Annotated in this window: 13 protein-coding genes and 1 pseudogene; 1 reads left to right on the top strand and 13 read right to left on the bottom strand. The window is 70.8% G+C overall.

What is annotated here, in order from left to right:
- Nucleotides 1-5: 5 nt before the first annotated feature.
- Complete coding sequence (locus tag Psi02_RS39290; protein ID WP_203981004.1) at nucleotides 6-815, bottom strand: CpaE/TadZ family protein; 810 nt, start codon at nucleotides 813-815, stop codon at nucleotides 6-8.
- Nucleotide 816: 1 nt separating this feature from the next.
- The gene (locus Psi02_RS39285; RefSeq protein WP_203981003.1) at nucleotides 817-1,521 is read right to left on the bottom strand and encodes a hypothetical protein; all 705 of its coding nucleotides are present in this window, start codon (nucleotides 1,519-1,521) and stop codon (nucleotides 817-819) included.
- An 805-nt stretch (nucleotides 1,522-2,326) separates the two neighbouring features.
- Here Psi02_RS39285 and Psi02_RS39280 point away from each other — a divergent pair.
- Nucleotides 2,327-7,099, top strand: a complete 4,773-nt coding sequence (locus Psi02_RS39280; RefSeq protein ID WP_203981002.1) for a type VII secretion EssC family protein — start codon at nucleotides 2,327-2,329, stop codon at nucleotides 7,097-7,099.
- 4 nt (nucleotides 7,100-7,103) lie between these two features.
- Here Psi02_RS39280 and Psi02_RS39275 read toward each other — a convergent pair whose 3' ends face one another.
- The 11 genes and pseudogenes from Psi02_RS39275 to Psi02_RS39225 form a co-directional block, all read right to left on the bottom strand.
- The gene (locus Psi02_RS39275) at nucleotides 7,104-7,373 is read right to left on the bottom strand and encodes a WXG100 family type VII secretion target (RefSeq protein WP_203981001.1); all 270 of its coding nucleotides are present in this window, start codon (nucleotides 7,371-7,373) and stop codon (nucleotides 7,104-7,106) included.
- A 138-nt stretch (nucleotides 7,374-7,511) separates the two neighbouring features.
- A complete protein-coding gene (locus Psi02_RS39270; RefSeq protein ID WP_203981000.1) occupies nucleotides 7,512-8,519 on the bottom strand; it encodes a hypothetical protein in 1,008 nt (335 codons plus the stop codon).
- Complete coding sequence (locus Psi02_RS39265) at nucleotides 8,516-9,205, bottom strand: hypothetical protein (RefSeq protein ID WP_203980999.1); 690 nt, start codon at nucleotides 9,203-9,205, stop codon at nucleotides 8,516-8,518. The genes Psi02_RS39270 and Psi02_RS39265 overlap by 4 nt, the downstream gene beginning before the upstream one ends.
- 10 nt (nucleotides 9,206-9,215) lie before the next feature.
- A complete protein-coding gene (locus Psi02_RS39260; RefSeq protein ID WP_203980998.1) occupies nucleotides 9,216-12,104 on the bottom strand; it encodes a bacterial transcriptional activator domain-containing protein in 2,889 nt (962 codons plus the stop codon).
- Between the two features lie 5 nt (nucleotides 12,105-12,109).
- Nucleotides 12,110-12,541: a pilus assembly protein TadG-related protein gene (locus Psi02_RS39255; protein ID WP_203980997.1), complete on the bottom strand. Its 432-nt coding sequence runs from the start codon at nucleotides 12,539-12,541 to the stop codon at nucleotides 12,110-12,112.
- The gene (locus Psi02_RS39250; RefSeq protein WP_203980996.1) at nucleotides 12,538-12,948 is read right to left on the bottom strand and encodes a TadE/TadG family type IV pilus assembly protein; all 411 of its coding nucleotides are present in this window, start codon (nucleotides 12,946-12,948) and stop codon (nucleotides 12,538-12,540) included. The genes Psi02_RS39255 and Psi02_RS39250 overlap by 4 nt, the downstream gene beginning before the upstream one ends.
- Nucleotides 12,945-13,298, bottom strand: a complete 354-nt coding sequence (locus Psi02_RS39245; protein WP_239095538.1) for a TadE family protein — start codon at nucleotides 13,296-13,298, stop codon at nucleotides 12,945-12,947. Before Psi02_RS39245 ends, Psi02_RS39250 begins: the two co-directional genes overlap by 4 nt.
- Before the next feature lie 112 nt (nucleotides 13,299-13,410).
- Nucleotides 13,411-13,629: a hypothetical protein gene (locus Psi02_RS39240; protein WP_203980995.1), complete on the bottom strand. Its 219-nt coding sequence runs from the start codon at nucleotides 13,627-13,629 to the stop codon at nucleotides 13,411-13,413.
- A gap of 13 nt (nucleotides 13,630-13,642) precedes the next feature.
- Nucleotides 13,643-14,560, bottom strand: a complete 918-nt coding sequence (locus Psi02_RS39235; protein ID WP_239095537.1) for a type II secretion system F family protein — start codon at nucleotides 14,558-14,560, stop codon at nucleotides 13,643-13,645.
- Nucleotides 14,560-15,480, bottom strand: coding sequence for a type II secretion system F family protein (locus Psi02_RS39230; RefSeq protein WP_203980994.1), 921 nt, complete (start codon nucleotides 15,478-15,480; stop codon nucleotides 14,560-14,562). Before Psi02_RS39230 ends, Psi02_RS39235 begins: the two co-directional genes overlap by 1 nt.
- A pseudogene (locus tag Psi02_RS39225) lies at nucleotides 15,477-15,666 on the bottom strand (CpaF family protein); the annotation flags it as partial. The gene Psi02_RS39230 and the pseudogene Psi02_RS39225, both read right to left, overlap by 4 nt.

Here is a 15,666-nt window from a genome sequence, read left to right as displayed (position 1 = left end):
ATCGATCATGGCCGCACTCCGCTCGACGGCTCAGGGCTCGGCCGGGGGCCCGGATACGCGATCGGGGCACCCGGATCGGGGACCACGTTGGCGGCCACATGGGAGGCCAGGCGCTCGGCCAGCTCACGCGCAGTACGGATCAGCAGGCTGCGGTCGAGCCGCCCGCCCCATTGCCCGCTCAGCAGGTCGGCCCCCTTGGGGTCGTAGGCGAGGCCTGCGACGAAGGAGACGTCCCAGCCCGAGACGATGCGCCGGACCTCGTCGATCGAGGCGCGGTAGGAACGCGGCTCGGCGATCACGACGACGCCCACGCGCCGGTCGAGCAGAGTGAGCCGCTCTCTCAGGTGAGCGACGTGGTCGAGGCTCGCCCGTGTGAACAACACCACCGCGTCGGCGGCGGCCAGCAGGTCGTTCGTCTGGGGGTGGAGACCCAGGCGGCCGCAGTCGGCCAGCACGTCGGCCTCCGGCAGCGCGGCGAGGGAGCGGCCGAGCATGCCCCACAACCAGGTGAGGCCGGCCGCCTGCTCACCGTTGGCCAGTCCGGCCAGCACGTCGAGCCCGCCGACGAGCTTCTGCGTGTGCTCGTAGATCTGATCCGCGCTCAGGCCTCGCCGCGCGACGGCACCGAGACTGAGCAGACCGCGGCCGGGGTTGAGGACCCCGCCGTCCAGCGCCGGAAGCCGGTAGGCCAGGTCGCCGCCCGAAGGGTCGCACTCGGCGAGAAGCACCGGATGGGGCCAGACGGCCCCGAGCGCCGTCGCCGCGGTGGTCACGCCGGGCGATCCCTTGTCGGCTGCGAGAGCGATCAGTGCCACGTCACTTCACTCCGGGCAGCGCGATCAGAGCGATCTCCCCGTTTGAGGCGTACAACGCCACGGTCGGTCCGATATTCGCGTCGACGACCACGGAGACCAGACCGTCCGCCGACTTCTGGGACGGATCACCCACCTGGGTGACCAGTGACTGCTGGGACAGCACCCGCATCGAGGTGCTCCCCGACGCCCTGCTCGCGGTCTCCTTGGCGCTCGACGGCACATAGATCACCTGTACCGTGTCGCCTTTGGCGAGCCCCAGGGGCACCTGCCCGTCCTTGAGTGAGAGGCCCACGATCGCCTTGCCCGGGCCGACCATTGCGCTGTCCTTCGTGACCATCTGGTCGGTGAGCAGGGTGCCGGGCAGCAGCGTGACCGCCGCGTACGTCTGCTCGACACGATCGCTGAACTTCCAGGAGACGTAGTCGACGCCGGTGTCGGCGATCTGCACCTCCTGGATGGCGCTCGCCGGGATCCGCTGCCCCGCTCCGACCTGTTCCACGATCCGGACGGCGGAGACGCGGTCGCCGGTCCGGATGACGAGCAGGGTGGCGCCCAGGGCCCCGACGAGGATGAGGAAGACCGCGAGTGCCGCGAGTGCGGGTTTGCGCTCGCGCGGCGGCACGGGAAGCTTCCGGGCAGAGGGACCGGACAGCCCGTTGGGCGCAGGCGCGCGACCGTCGTGGACAGGCTTCTCGCTGATCCTCATGGGTGGGGGGCTCCCAAAGATGATCGAGCCCTTGTTTCGGGCCGCTCGAATTTGTTTACGGTCTTGCTTGTCGCTCCGAATTCACCACATTATGGACGGCTTCCGACCGCCCTGTCGCTGCTAAGCGGCGACCCATGCTTATCGGTTAGTAATGCCCCTGTCAACGCTCGACCATCCATAACTATGCACACAAGCCGCTTTCTCATTGTGCAATTTCGTGATAGGAGAACTTCACATTCTTCACTTTCGTCACATCAATCACATTGATCTTCGTTCTGGCGTCGGGCGCCGAGCTTTCCCCGGCTCCGGTGACGGCGACCGATTCCCGCAATACCACCGATGACCTGCGACGGACCGGTTATCGACATTCATGTGACAGAGGTGAGAAGAGTTCATGTCCATTGACGGAACGACACGCGGCAGCCGCCAGGACGAACCGGCCATCTCACCCCGGAACGAGTCCTGACGCCCCCTCAGCCGTCCGTCACGGAATCCGCCGCCAGCGCCGATCTTCTCCGGCCGCCCTCTCCTCCGTTCGCGGATCGGATGGATGGAGATCGCGGCGAGGCCGAATTGATCTTTACCGATTCTGGTCAACCTCCCCAGAAGTCCGAGATCCCTGGATACCGTTTCTCGCCGGAAGCCGCCGGAAAATCCCCGTTCTCCGTCAGGAGATCTTCACGCCGGTGCCTCTGGATGGCACTCTCTCAACGAGAACCTCCCCGCCCGACGTCACGACCGCGACCGTGGACCGCCAGGGCGCCGCACGATCGCCGTCGCCGAACCACCGCCTGGGAGTCTGCGCATGCGGATAACGATCACCGTGGCCACCGAGCACGGCCACCGCGACGTGATGGTCGAGGGCGACGAGGCGACCACGGTCGCCAGGCTCGCCTCCGCACTCGACGGCTCCTCCGCTCGCGCCTCCAACGTCGTACGGCTCCCGCGCACGCGGGCCCCGTACGACCTCGACAGGGGCACGCGAGCACCGGCCCCGGAGACGAAGCTCTGGCTGGACGGACGGCCGCTCGACCCCGACAGCCTGGTCTTCGGCCTGCTGCGCGACGGCGATCTCGTCGCCGTCGACGGCCACGCGGCGCCGTCGACCCTGACGGAGGAGCCCGACGGCGTGGCCGAGGTCCGCGTGGTCGGCGGCCCGGGAGCCGGCGCCGTCCATCGCCTGGGCCTCGGCACCCACACCATCGGCGCCGACCCCGCGTGCGCGATAGCCGTACCGGATCCGAGGATGGCGCCGCACGCGCTCGTGCTCCGGATAACCCCGGGCTCGATCGCCGTCGAACCGGGCCGCCACGACCAGGAGGCCGCGCGCCTGGAGGGTGGGCCGCTCTCCGGGCCGACCCTCTGGCGGGAGGGGACGATGCTCGCCTGCGGCGGGTCGGTCCTTTCCATCGGTCCCGTCGGCCCACCGGACGCCCACCTGGACGCGCTTCCCGACGGGGGGCTGGCCTACAACCGGCCGCCCCGGCTCCATCAGCCCGAGGCGTCCCGGCGAATCGTCGTCCCCGCCGAGCCCAAACGGGCGGAGGGCATCAGGCTGCAGTTGCTCGCGGCGCTCCTCCCAGCGGTGTTCGGGCTGGTCATGGTGGTGGTCTTCGGCAATTGGTACTTCATGCTCATCGCCCTCATGACCCCGATGATCATGATCGGCCAGTGGGCGGGAGATCGCAGGCACGGCAGGAAGAAGCATCGCCAGGCGATCAAGGCGTACAAGGAACGGCTCACCGCCGTCGAGGCGGAGACGGCGAAGGCGGTCAGGGACGACGAGAGGGCCCGCAGGCGCGGCGCGCCCGATCCCGCCGAGGTGCTGCTCACCGCGACCGGCCCGCGCCGGCGGCTGTGGGAGCGGCGGATCCACGACCAGGACGCCCTCCGCCTGCGGGTCGGGCTGGCGGACCTGCCCGCCGACCTCGAGTTCGAGCCGGAAGCCGGAACCCCCGCCGACGCGCAGCGACATGATCAGCCGACGTGTCACGACGTCCCCGTCGCTCTGGTGATGCGGCGGCTGGGCGTCGCCGGCATCACGGGCCCGAGGGAGGTCGCCCTCGGCTGCGCGCGCTGGCTCGTCGGGCAGGCGGCCGCCCTGCACAGCCCGCGTGACCTCGCCATCGTCGTGTTGTCCGCCAACGACGACAGCGACGACGAGTGGGGCTGGGTCCGCTGGCTGCCTCATTGCGCCTCCGAAGGCCCGTCCCGGGGAGGGTCCCTCACGGCCGACTCCGTCGCCCTGGTCGGCGCGGACCCCGAGTCCGCCGCGCACCGCGTGGCCGAGCTCGCCACACTGATCGGCGAACGTCTCGAGGCCGACGGCAAGGCCGGGCCGTTCGAGGCGGCCATGCACCCGCCGCGGCTCACGGGCGGGCCGTCGGGCTGGGCGGAACTCGGCCGCGCCGGCTCGGCGGGAGCCGCGCCCGACCCCGCCTTCACGGCCTACGACGAACGCCCCTTCGACGTGCTCGTGGTCCTCGACGGCGCGAAGGTGCTGCGCGGACTGCCCTCGATGCCGCAGGTGCTCCGGCAGGGGCCCAGGGCCGGGGTCTACACGATCGCGATCGACGACGACCAGCGGCTGCTCCCCGAGGAATGCGCGACGGTCGTGACCTGCGACTCCGACGGCACAGTACGGCTGCGCGGCGGCGGCCTCGATCCCATCGGCGGCATCCGGGCCGACCAGGTCTCCGCGTCGTGGGCCGACCGTGTCGGCAGGGCCCTCGCCCCGCTTCGGGACGTGAGCCGCGACGACCCCTCCTCCACGTTGCCCGAGTCGGTCCGCCTGCTCGACCTCCTCGGGCCGCTCGACGTCCCCAAGCAGTGGGGACGCTCGACCCGGGCGCTCGTCGGGCTGGGCCCGGAGGGTCCGTACGAGATCGACATCAGCCGTGACGGGCCGCATGCCCTGGTCGCGGGCACCACCGGGGCGGGCAAGTCGGAGCTCCTGCAGACGCTGATCTGCTCGCTGGCCGTCGTCAACCGGCCCGACGAGATGACATTCGTGCTCATCGACTACAAGGGCGGCGCCGCCTTCAAGGAGTGTGTACGGCTCCCGCACACCGTCGGCATGGTGAGCGACCTCGACGGCCATCTGACCCAGCGGGCCCTGTCGTCGCTCGCCGCGGAGATCCGCAGGAGGGAACGCCTGCTCCTGGACGCGGGAGCGAAGGACATCGAGGAGTTCCACCGGCTAAGGTCCAGGGGCTCGACCTGGGTGCTCGGCGCGGGAGGCGTGCGCAGGACGGAACGCAAGACGGGGAGCAGCGGCATCTTCGGCGATCCCGGCACGGACGAGGCCGACGCCGAGGCCTCCGCGGGTCCCCCGCCGCTGCCGCGGCTGGTGCTGGTCATCGACGAGTTCGCCGCGCTGGTGTCCGAACTGCCGGACTTCGTCGAGGGGCTGGTGGACATCGCCCGCCGCGGCCGCTCCCTCGGCATCCACCTGGTCCTCGCCACCCAGCGGCCCGGTGGCGTGGTGACCGCCGACATCCAGGCCAACACCTCACTTCGCATCGCGCTCCGCGTCACCGACCCCCGGGAGTCCGCCGACGTCATCGACGGCCCCGAGGCGGCGCACATCTCCCGGACGACTCCGGGACGCTGCTACATCCGGTCGGGAGCGGGATCGGCCGTGGCCGTGCAGACCGCGCGGATCGGGGGACGGGCTCCCGGAAGCGCGGAGGGACGCGACACCGACGAGGTGCGGGTGGTCGACCTGCCGTGGCAGGCTCTCGGGCATCCCCTGGCCGCCGCGGCCAAGACCTCCGCGGCGGGCACCGATCTCGCCCAGCTCGTGGACGCGCTCGGCGAGGCGGGCCGCGGCATCCCCGCCCAGCCCAGCCCGTGGCTGCCGCCCCTGACGGACCACGTCACCCTGGACGAGTTGCCGGAACCGGTCAAGGACGTCCGGCCGGGACATCCGTACCCGGTGGCCTCGCAGGAGGTGCCGCCTCTGGCGTTCGGGGTCACGGACCTCCCCTGGGAGCAGGCGAGACGGCCTCTCGTGCTCGATCTGCGGCAGGGAGGCCATCTCCTCATCGCAGGGACGGCGCGCAGCGGCCGGTCGACGGCACTACGGACGATCGCGGGGTCGATCGCGTCCTCCGCCTCCCCCGAGGACGTGCACATCCACGCCGTCGACTGCGGCTCGGGAGCCCTGCTGCCGCTCGTCGGCCTGCCGCACTGCGGCGCGGTCGTCACCCGCGACCAGCTCGACCGGGTCGAGCGACTGCTCGCGCGCCTGCGCGCGGAGGTCGGCCGCCGCCAGCAGCTCCTCGCCGAGGCCGGATACGCCTCTCTCGCCGAGGCACGCGCGGCCGCGCGTTCGCACGCCGGCGCGGGCGAGGCCCTGCACGACTTCGGCGACGCGGCCGGGCGGTTGCCGTGGCTGGTGCTGATGGTGGACCGCTGGGAGGGATACGTCGCCGCGTTCGAGAACTACGACTACGGGCGGCTGGTCGACGCGCTGCTGCAACTGCTCAGGGAGGGGCCCGCGGTCGGCCTGCGCGCGGTCGTCACCTCCGACAGGTCGGGACTGCTCGGGCAGATCTCGACGCTGTTCGAAGATCGCCTGGTGCTCAGGCTCGCCGATCCCGCCGACTACGGCCTGGCCGGTCTGCCTCCGCGCAACCTGCCGAAGTCGATGTCACCGGGCCGGGCACTGTCGACGGGCGAGCACGGCCTGGTCGAAAGTCAGATCGCGTTGTTGTCGGAGGACCCGGCCGGCCCCGCGCAGGTGGCGGCGCTACAGGAGCTCGGCCGTACGGCACGGGCCAGGTTCGGCGGGTTCCTGCACCGGCGCGGGTCGTGGGCCTGGCGGTCGGAGCCGCCGTTGCGGGTCGACGCGCTGCCTGCGCGCATCACGGCCGATCAGGTCCTGGAGCTGGACACCGCGTTCGAGCCGCCGTCGTCGCTGTGGACGCTCCTCGGCGCGGGCGGCGACACCCTCCACCCTCTGGGCATCGACCTGCTGGCGCAGGGACCGGCCGCGGTCGTCGCGGGCCCTCCTCGCTCGGGCAGGTCGTCGTGCCTGCTGACCGCGGCGCGTTCGTTGTTGCAGCGCGGCATCCCGATCATCGCCGTCACACCGCGGCGCAGCCCCCTGCGCGATCTGGCCGGATCGCCGGGCGTGCTCGCCGTGCTCGACGGCAACTCGAGGAGTGTGGGCGGGGACGAGGCGGACGACTTCGGCGGGCTGCCGGGCGCGAACGACCCGCTGGCGCTCGTCGCCGCGCACAAGAGGTACGTGATGCTCGTCGACGACGCGGAACTGATCTCTCCGGAGTCGATGCTCGGCCTGGCCGTGGAGGAGATCCTCCGCATGGCGCGGGACGGGGAGCACGGGCTGCTGATCGCGGGCGCCACGAGCGATCTGGCGACGGCCTACCGGGGGTTCGCCGCCGAGGCCCGCAAGTCGAGGACGGGGCTGCTGCTGTCGGTGCAGAGCCCCGCCGACGGCGACCTGTTCACTGTGCGTCTGCCGCGGGGGGCCGTCGGTGGCCCGCCGGGACGCGGTCTGCTGGTGATCTCGGGCGTCGCGACCCCGATCCAGGCCGCGCTGCCCGCCTGACGCGCTACCGCGTGGCCGACTCGATGTTGCCGCGGTAGGTGGTGATGACCCGGGACGCCTCGTTGAGCTCCTCGGACATGCGCTGGAAGGCGGCCCGGTAGCTCTGCCACGCCTCGTTGAAGCGCTGCGCGCCGGGGCCGGTCCAGGCGGTGCCGACCTTGGCGGACTCTCGGTCGAGGCTGGCCATCGTGGCGCGGACCTGGTCGGCCTGCTGGGTGAACTGCGCGGCCATGCTCTGCATCTGCGCGGGGTCGCCGCCGAGCAAGTTACTCATTCGGTCACTCCTTCGTCGACAGGGGGCCGACCTCACCGTAGATCGCCGGTCAACTCTGTGAAGGATTCATGCCAAGTGGCTATACCGCCAGGTTCAGCGGTACAGCCACTTGGTAAGCGCTCGGTGCTGCCGTGCGGTCTAGCCGTTCGCCACCGACTGGATCTCGTCCACGACGATCGTCTCCGGCTCCGAAGGCATGGGGAATGGGTTCTCCCCCATGGGGGCGGCGGGTTCCGAGGTGATATTCCAGTACTGCGTCACGGTGATGGTGTACGGCCCACCGGTGGACGCCCGGGCGAACCGGAGGTAGCAGGTGTCTTCGACATTCATCCCCTCCTCGTATTCAGGGCACTCTCTCAGGATGTGCTCGTCGTTCGGCCCGCTGGACGTGACCTTCACATAGGCCGGCGTGGCGGTGACCGTCGCCGTCAGGCCCGGAGCACCGTCGATAGACGCGGTCACCGTTTTTGCCGTGGGGCGTGAGTTTTTTGGCGGACTGATGATCGTCTCCAGCCCCACATAGCTCCTGTAGACGCCGCCTACCGCGGGTGGGTGCAACTCGAACGTCGGCGCCGGGAGGGTGAGGTTGGCCCGGGCGATCTTCGCGAGGTCCACCGGCGTGATGGGCTCGCCGGGGCCAGTTGGTTCCTGTTCACCCACGTAGATCCAGAACGGGTCGGTCTGGGTGTAGCAGGCCCAGCCCTCGTCCGTACCGTCGTCGGTGAGAAACCAGAAGATGTTGCCCGGCTCGTTCTCGTGGGGCTTGATCTGGTCGAGGGTGTCCTTGTACCACTGCGACGCGTCTCGCTGGTCCTCAGGGCCCTGGTGGTGCCACACGAAATGGATGCGTTCGGCCCACTCACGCATCTCGTCGTAGGTGTACTCGGGCTGATACCAGCAGTGCGGAGGGTCGAAATTATCAGGGACGTTCACGTTGCCATCGCCCTTGTAGCCCGATCCGGAGACGTGCACGCGGGACTTCACGTAGGCGTAGAAGTTCCCCCGGCCGTCGCCGCCTCCGCCGCTGTCACCACCGTCCCCGCCCCCGCCGATAGGGTCGGCGTACGCGGGGATCGCGGTCACCAGGGCGGCGAGAAGCACCGCCGCGATCGTCAGGACCCTTCGTAACTTCCTTGGCGCCTTCATCGGCACTCCCCGCCGGAGGAACTCGTCGCGGACACGGGCTGGTAGGCGCGCACGCGCCACACGCTTCCGGGCCCCGGGACCATGATGACCCGGAGCTTGTATCGAGAGGTCTTCTGCTTGCCGAACGTCCAGCTCACCTTGCCGGTGGCGAGGTTCTTCGTGCCCGCCTTCGACTCGTCCCCGCAGCCGACGAGGGTGACGGACTTGGAGCTCACCGAGAGCGTGTGCAGGTCGTGGACACGGACCACCCCGGTCGGCCGCACATTCTCCGCCTTCCATCCCGTCACGACGCGGTCGAACAGGTCGGTGCCGTACATGGCGGAACCGGATGCCACGTAGTCGAGGTAGCGCTTGTCCTTGCCCTGGGTGGACACGGAATACCACCAGGCGTTCCAGAAGTCGCCGAAGTCCTTGACGGCCTTGGCCGCCTTCGGCTGCGGATCCTCCGCCTGGTAGACGACCTTGAAGTCCTTGGGGAAGGCCAGTCTGGCCGCGGGCGTGGCGCTGGGTGCGGGCGCGCTCGGCGAGGCGCCCGTCGTGGAGGCGGCGGAGGCAGCGGCGCCGCTGGGCGACGGGCGGAAGCCCTGCGTCGGCTCCGAGCCGCAAGCCGTGGTCAGCGCGGCGAGCGCGGCCACGGCGGCGGACGCCACGGCCAGTCGGCGGCCCTTCGAAACGTCAACGACCATATGGTTCCTCCTATCCGGCGGCTCGCGCCGGGGCGGGCAGAAGTTCCTGGATGAGCGCCTCGGTCTCGGGGACCAGGCGGCCCTGGTAGCGGGACGTGGCCGCCCAGCGGCGCAGGGATTCGACCCAGTGCCGCAGCGTGTCGACGTCCCCGGTGGCGTGGGCGGCCCGCAGCAGTTCTCGCCAGAGCGGCTCGTCCTCGTCCGACATCCGCAGCCCGGCCTGGGCGGCGGTCATGGCGCGCGCGGGGTCCCCTGCCGCCAGATGGAGCTCGGTGAGTCGCCTCGCCGCGTCGGACACCCGGGCGGACACCTCGTAGACGAGCTCGTCTCCCGCCAGCCACAGGTAGCGGCCCGCGGGATGCCCGTGCAGAAACGGGCCGCGGACCAGGTCGAGTGCCTGGCCGAGACGCGCGGCCTCGGTGGCCGGGTCGGACCGCGACAGCCGTACGAGCTCGCGGAAGACCAGCCAGTCGACCCGCACCTCGGGCCCCAGATGGAGGCGGCCCTGGTCGTCGGCGAACAGGTTGGACCGGCCCTCGCCGTCGATGCCGAGCCATTCCCTGGTGCGGGCGATGGTGGCGTCGCGCACCGGCGCCTCGACCCCGCGCGGCCACAACGCGCCCGTGAGGACCTGCGGGTGCACCCCACCGGGGTGGGTGGCGAGGTAGGTGACCAGTTCCACGCAGAGCGGCAGCCGTTCCTCCTCGAGAGGCCGCGGCCCGATCACCTCCACGGACCCGAGCACCCGCACGTCGACGGACGGCCGGAAGCCGGGGTGAAGCTGGGAGGCCGCGGGACCCGACGGTTCCGGGTCCTCCATCGCCACCCCGGGTTGCCCGGCCGCCCGGAAGAGCTCGATGACCTGCGCGTACTGCTGCTGAGGAAGCAACTGCCCGTGCACGTCCAGCCCGAGGGCGCCGACCCTCGCCCGGCCGTCCGGCGACAACTCCCACGTCCAGGAGGCCCCGCGGATCTCCTCACCGGCGACGAGGTAACCCGAGGCCAGGCGGGTCCCGGTCTGGGCGAGCTCGGCGAGCCGCGTGGCCTCCTCCGGAGTCGGCGGCACGGCCGTGAGCAGATAGACGGGCATCCACGCCTCGCCGTACACGCCTCGGGAACGGCCGGTCAGGACCGAGCTCACCCCCGAGGCCGCCAGGGCGCGGCGCACCTCGGCGGCTCGGGCCTCCAGCTCCGGCAGCGCCTCGGCGAGGGTCGGGTGGACCGAGATCCGGTCGGGGGCGATCAGCGACAGTTCCTCACCGAAGCCCACGAGGACGAGCCGCATGTGGTCGGACCAGCGGTTGGTGGCCAGCTCCACGGCCATCGCGGCGAGCGCGGCGGACACGACGTGGGATCGCCCGCGCAGGTTGATCAGACCCTGCGCCGCCTCGAGGTCCACCAGCACCCGCCCGGCCTCGCTGGTGCCGAGCGAGACCAGTCCGGGGTACGGCGCGAAGATGTCGGGGAGGTCGGGCAGCCGGTGGCCGTCGTTCGCGGTCAGGCGCCAGATCCGGCCGCCGTCGTGGGCGGCCCACGGCGCGGGCGCCTCCTTCTCCGGAGGGTGGATCCACAGGTCGAGATGTGTGGACGCGAGGAAGGCCGCGAACACCGTCGGAGGCGTACGGCCCTGCATCGCGAGCGCCTTGCTCAGGTGCCGCAAACCCACGTCGAGCAGCCGGGAGCCGTGCGGGTCCGCTCCCAGCAGCAGCGCCATCTCCGCGACCGCCGCCTCACCCTCGGGGTTGGGCAACCTGCTGCCGAAAGCGCGGTCCCACAGCTGCCTGCGCCTGCGCCCACCGAGAACGGCCAGCAGTCCCGCCGAGGCGAGGGACGCGGCGGCCAGGAAGTCGGGCCAGGATTCCGCGATGCCGGACACGGCTGCGGAGGACACCGGGGAGTCCGCGTCCTGCTGATGACCCCTGACGGCGACCGTCGTCTCCGTCTGGCTCGCGTCCTGGCTCGCGTCCTGGCTCACGGCGGGCGACTCCCGCACAGTGGGCGCCGCCTCGGAACCGCCCGCGCCCCCGGCGCCACCGGCCTTCACGGCCGGCCGGGTGACCTCGGGCGAATCCTTCGCGTCCGCCTGCGCGTAGTGGGTGTGGCCGTCGAGTTCCACCGGCTTGTCCGGATGCTGGGCGAGCGTCTTGGGACGGTCCTGGTCTTGCGAGACGACGTGGACGTTGATCGCGTCGTCCGGCATGTCGAGCACCCAGCCGACCCTGATGAGGTCGGCCATGCGCAGCTTGGTGCCGTCGGGCTGCTCCCTGTGCTGGTTGAGCTGGTAGATCTCGTGGTAGCGGCGGCCCTCCCCCAGGCACTTCTCGGCGATCTCCCACAGGCTCTCGTGGTGACGCCCGTGGGGCGGCTGGACGACGTAGATCTTCTTGGTCTTCTGCACGGGCGCGAGCGCCTCGTCGGAGACCTGCTCGGCCTTCTCGGTCCTGGGCGCCTGCTCGGCGACCACGGCCGTGTGCTGGTGCGCGGACGGCGTGAGCGCCTGGACCGCGGGAGCGACGACCGCGGTCGCCGCGAAGAGCAGGAGCGCGGCCGTGACGAGCCGGTGAGCGAGCGCCTGGGGTCCCGACGCGAACGGCACCCGTGCCGGCACGCCCACCCTTCGGATGCCCGCGATCAGCTCGACCAGGACGCAGGCCGCCAGTTGGAGCCACGCGAGCCAGACCACGATGGAGAGCATGTCGAGGACCGAGCTGAGCCCGACGTCCTCCGTGAGCATGCGCAGCGAGAATCCGCCGTCCGGGATCGGCGAGCCGAAGTAGCGCACCAGCGCGTACGGCACGCCGCCGATGAGCCCCGCGAGCGCGAGGACGGCCAGCAGCCCGAACGCGACATCCGACGCGGATCGCCGAGCCTTGATGTGGACGGCCTGTCGTGGCGACATGCCGGTCATCCCCCCAGTCCGGTCAGTGGCCCGGCCGTGGCCGTCGCCTCGCGGGTGCCCCCGGAGACGCCGAAGGCGGCCAGGAAATACGTGTCCCAGGTCGTCCGTACGGTGACAGTGACGTGTTGGTCGTCCGGCAGCCCGCAGGCGAGGCGCACCAACCCTGCATCCCCATGAGCGGCCACGATCGCGTCGGCCCTGCCGCACGCTGTGGCCTCGTCGGTGATCCTGACCTGTCCCGTGTCGCGGAGGTAGTCGGGGTCGATCGTGTCGGCGCCCGCGCGTGCCGCCTGCTCCGCGACGTCGGCGGCGCGCAGGTAGGCGTTCATCATCGACGACAGGTCGACCAGGATCCCCGCGAGCCCCAACCCCATGAAGGCGAACCCCACCATGAACACCGAAAGTGAGCCGCGGTCCCGGTTCGCTCTCGCTCTCACTGGATCCTCCGGAACTGCTCGAGCGGCACGACCGACGTGCTGCTCATGCTGATCGAGGGTGCGAAGCCGAAGCCGCTGACCGCGCTGAGGTCGACCACACACCCGACGGTCACGCGGACGCTCCCGCCCTGCACCCAGTCACTGCCCGTCAAGCTCACGGTCGGTCCGCCGCTGCAGTCGAGCCCTTGGGCGGCCTCTCCCGCCGCCGTTCCCGCCGAGCCGAAATCACGTTGAACGGAAGCCGCCCGTGCCGCGTCACGTGCCGCGCCGTCGACTTCGCCCTTGGCCTCCACGATCCGGGCCGCGCCCACGATGAACAGCAGGAAGATGAGCATGACCGGCGCCAGCAGCACCGCCTCCACCGCCATCGAGCCCCGCTCGCCTCGATTGCTCCGCTCGCGCGTCACTGGCAGTCCCCGTCTCCGTCGTCGGGGCGGAAGCACTCGATCGGGCCGCCGAACCGCGAGGTGATGGTGAAGGTCATGCCCGGCAGCAGGGGGACGGCCGAGACGACGTCACCGGTCACGGTGACGCCTCTCTGGTCGCCCTGCTGCCACGCCTGGACGGAGGAGTTCTCCAGGACCTTCGCACCGATGAGAGCCACGCGCGACTGCGCCTGGCTCTCCGCCGCCGCCTGCCAGTTGCCCGCGCCCGGCCCGGTGCCGGCCGCGCGCGCGACCCGTGCTCCCACGCGCGCCGCGCCATCCGCGATCTGGCGTGCGTGGAAGACGAGCGCCATCTGGACGATGAGCAACATGATCACCAACACGACCGGCATGAGCAGGGCAAGCTCCACCGTGGACGAACCCGTTTCTGGGTTCGTCCTTTTCGGCGAGAAGCTCTCCATCATGTCCACCGGCGATTCGTGATCAGCCGCCACCGAAGCTGGTAGAGATCTCGGCCTGCTTGGTGGTTACAAGGTTCCGAATAAGAGTGGCGAGGCCAAGAGCCACCGCGGCGATGATCGCCGTGATGATGACCCACTCGACGGCCGAGGCACCCTTGCTGGGCGCCGTCCGCGCGCGGTGGACACGCACGTTCAACATGGCGATGAAGTAGTCGAAACCAGGGGGCAGGAACTTGTTCATCATTGCTCCACTTCTACAAACCCAGCATTTTCATGGCGGCGGGGAAGCTCAGGAAAACGAGGAAACCGGCGCATAACAGGAGTTGCGCCACCAGCATCGACTGGGAGCGCTCGCCGGCCTCGCCCTCGATCTCCGCCAGCTCGCGCCGGCGCATGGTCTCGGCTCTCGCGGCGAGTGACTGCCTGACCTTGGCACCGTCCTCGGCCACCAGGCCGAGGGCCGCCGACAGGTCACGGAGCTCGTCGAGGTTGACCTCCTCGCCGAGCTGGCCGAGGGCCTGCCACGGAGTGATGCCGACGATTCTGGCGGTGGACAGGGCGTCTCTGATGCGGACCATGGCCCAGCTGTGGCCCAGCGAGGAGGCCATCATCAGCGCTTCGGGGACACCCCGGCCTCCGGCGAGATTCATCGCCACCAGGTCGAGAAACGCGCCGACCACGTGCCGGAAATCGCGTCGCTTGGCCGCGGCGTCCCGCTTGACCTGCAGGTCGGGGAGCATGAAGAAGATCCCGGCGATCAGCAGGGCCGACCACAGCGGAACGGTCAGGTTGACGCTCACGCCGATCAGAGACACCCACGCCGCGATGATCGGCGCCGCGAGCAGGCCGGAGGCGCCGAGGAGGGCCTTGGTGGCCAGGAATCCTTCGAACGACTTGCCCAGGAGCGCCAGGTCCGCCTTGACGGAGCGCTGTTCCCAGCCCCGGGCCGTGTAGAAGGCCGCGACCGCGTCGCCGACTCGCCTCCTCAGCGGGCTGACCACTTCGTCCGTCGTCACGACGCTGACCCTGGCCTGAGCTCCGTACCGCCGGGCGTCCATGGCCGACAACCGCGCGGCGACGCCGGGCTTCGACGGGAAGAGGAATCGCCCGAGCGCGAAGAGGCCGAGGCCGATGAGGGCCCCGCCCAGCAGTGCCGCCGACACGTCCGACATCAGATCCCCACCTCCTGCGCCGGATCGCGTAACGGGGCGCCGAATCCGTCGGGCAGTTGCGGTATGACCATCTCGCCCAGCAGACGCTCTGGCTTGGTGAACTTCGCCAGACGGCGCATCCAGGCGAAACCGGCACCGAACAGCAACGCCACCACGAGCAGGACGAGCTGACCGAGCAGACCCTGATATTCGTCGACGTACGAGCGGTTGAAGATGACCAGTGCCGCCGCGAAGGCCAGCGACGCACCCACGACGATCTGAACGCCGCGACGCGTGGACCGGCGCTCGGCCCCGACCTTGCGCCGCATGTCGAGCTCCTCACGCGCCGATGCCGCGAGCGCGGTCAGCACCTCGCGCAGGCCGGGCCCGCGGAGTTTGGCGTTGAGAATCAGCGCCGCGATGACCAGGTCGGCGGAGGGGTCGTCGAGGTCGTCCGCGAAGCGCTGCAGCGCGTCTGGAAGCGACATCCGCGTGTAGAGCCGGTCGACGAGCGCCTGCAGGTGGGGCTGCAGGGAGGGCGCGGCGGCCCGGATCGACGCCGGGATGGCCTGCTCGAGGCCGGCGGCGCCGGCGATCGTGTCGCGCAGGGACTCCGTCCAGGCCGCGAGGGCCTCCAGGTTCTGCATGGCCTTGCGCTCCTCCGCCGCGCCTCCGGCCAGGCCATGCCACGCCACGACCAGAAACCCGGAACCGATCGCGATGACAGGCCAACGTGTGATGGCGAGCACGACGGCGCCCACGACCACGGCCAGGCCGACCCGGCCGGTCAGCTTCGCCAGCACCTGCCTGCGCTGCTGAGTACGGCTCGGCGCCCCCGGCCTCGGCTGGAACCCGCGGATGGCCGCGAAGAACAGGAACAGGCCGCCGCCCACTCCCACCCCACCGATGAGGGCGAGGAGCATCCGGGTCACGGCGTTCATGACCATGCTCCGTAACCCATGTCGTAGCCGAAGTGGGCGAGTTCGTCGGCGCAGGAGATCGGCGCGTGCGGCACGGCGACGCCGTCCGGGCCCTGGGCGAAGACCTCGGAGGACAGGACCCGCCCGTCGACGCCGGTGACCTCGCGCACGCTCGCCACGAACCGGCGTAAGCGGCCGCCCCTGCTG

Origin of the sequence: Planotetraspora silvatica, assembly GCF_016863315.1 — a bacterium.
Taxonomy (GTDB): Bacteria; Actinomycetota; Actinomycetes; order Streptosporangiales; family Streptosporangiaceae; genus Planotetraspora; species Planotetraspora silvatica.
This window is presented reverse-complemented; position numbering and strand designations above follow the sequence as displayed.

Excerpts from the sequence above, each read along its gene's own strand:
- Psi02_RS39280 (WP_203981002.1), top strand. The coding sequence starts at position 2,327 with ATGCGGATAACGATCACCGTGGCCACCGAGCACGGCCACCGCGACGTG.
- Psi02_RS39245 (WP_239095538.1), bottom strand. The coding sequence starts at position 13,298 with ATGTTGCTCATCGTCCAGATGGCGCTCGTCTTCCACGCACGCCAGATC.
- Psi02_RS39275 (WP_203981001.1), bottom strand. The coding sequence starts at position 7,373 with ATGAGTAACTTGCTCGGCGGCGACCCCGCGCAGATGCAGAGCATGGCC.
- Psi02_RS39285 (WP_203981003.1), bottom strand. The coding sequence starts at position 1,521 with ATGAGGATCAGCGAGAAGCCTGTCCACGACGGTCGCGCGCCTGCGCCC.
- Psi02_RS39240 (WP_203980995.1), bottom strand. The coding sequence starts at position 13,629 with ATGAACAAGTTCCTGCCCCCTGGTTTCGACTACTTCATCGCCATGTTG.
- Psi02_RS39235 (WP_239095537.1), bottom strand. The coding sequence starts at position 14,560 with ATGTCGGACGTGTCGGCGGCACTGCTGGGCGGGGCCCTCATCGGCCTC.
- Psi02_RS39260 (WP_203980998.1), bottom strand. The coding sequence starts at position 12,104 with ATGTCGCCACGACAGGCCGTCCACATCAAGGCTCGGCGATCCGCGTCG.
- Psi02_RS39230 (WP_203980994.1), bottom strand. The coding sequence starts at position 15,480 with ATGAACGCCGTGACCCGGATGCTCCTCGCCCTCATCGGTGGGGTGGGA.
- Psi02_RS39270 (WP_203981000.1), bottom strand. The coding sequence starts at position 8,519 with ATGAAGGCGCCAAGGAAGTTACGAAGGGTCCTGACGATCGCGGCGGTG.
- Psi02_RS39265 (WP_203980999.1), bottom strand. The coding sequence starts at position 9,205 with ATGGTCGTTGACGTTTCGAAGGGCCGCCGACTGGCCGTGGCGTCCGCC.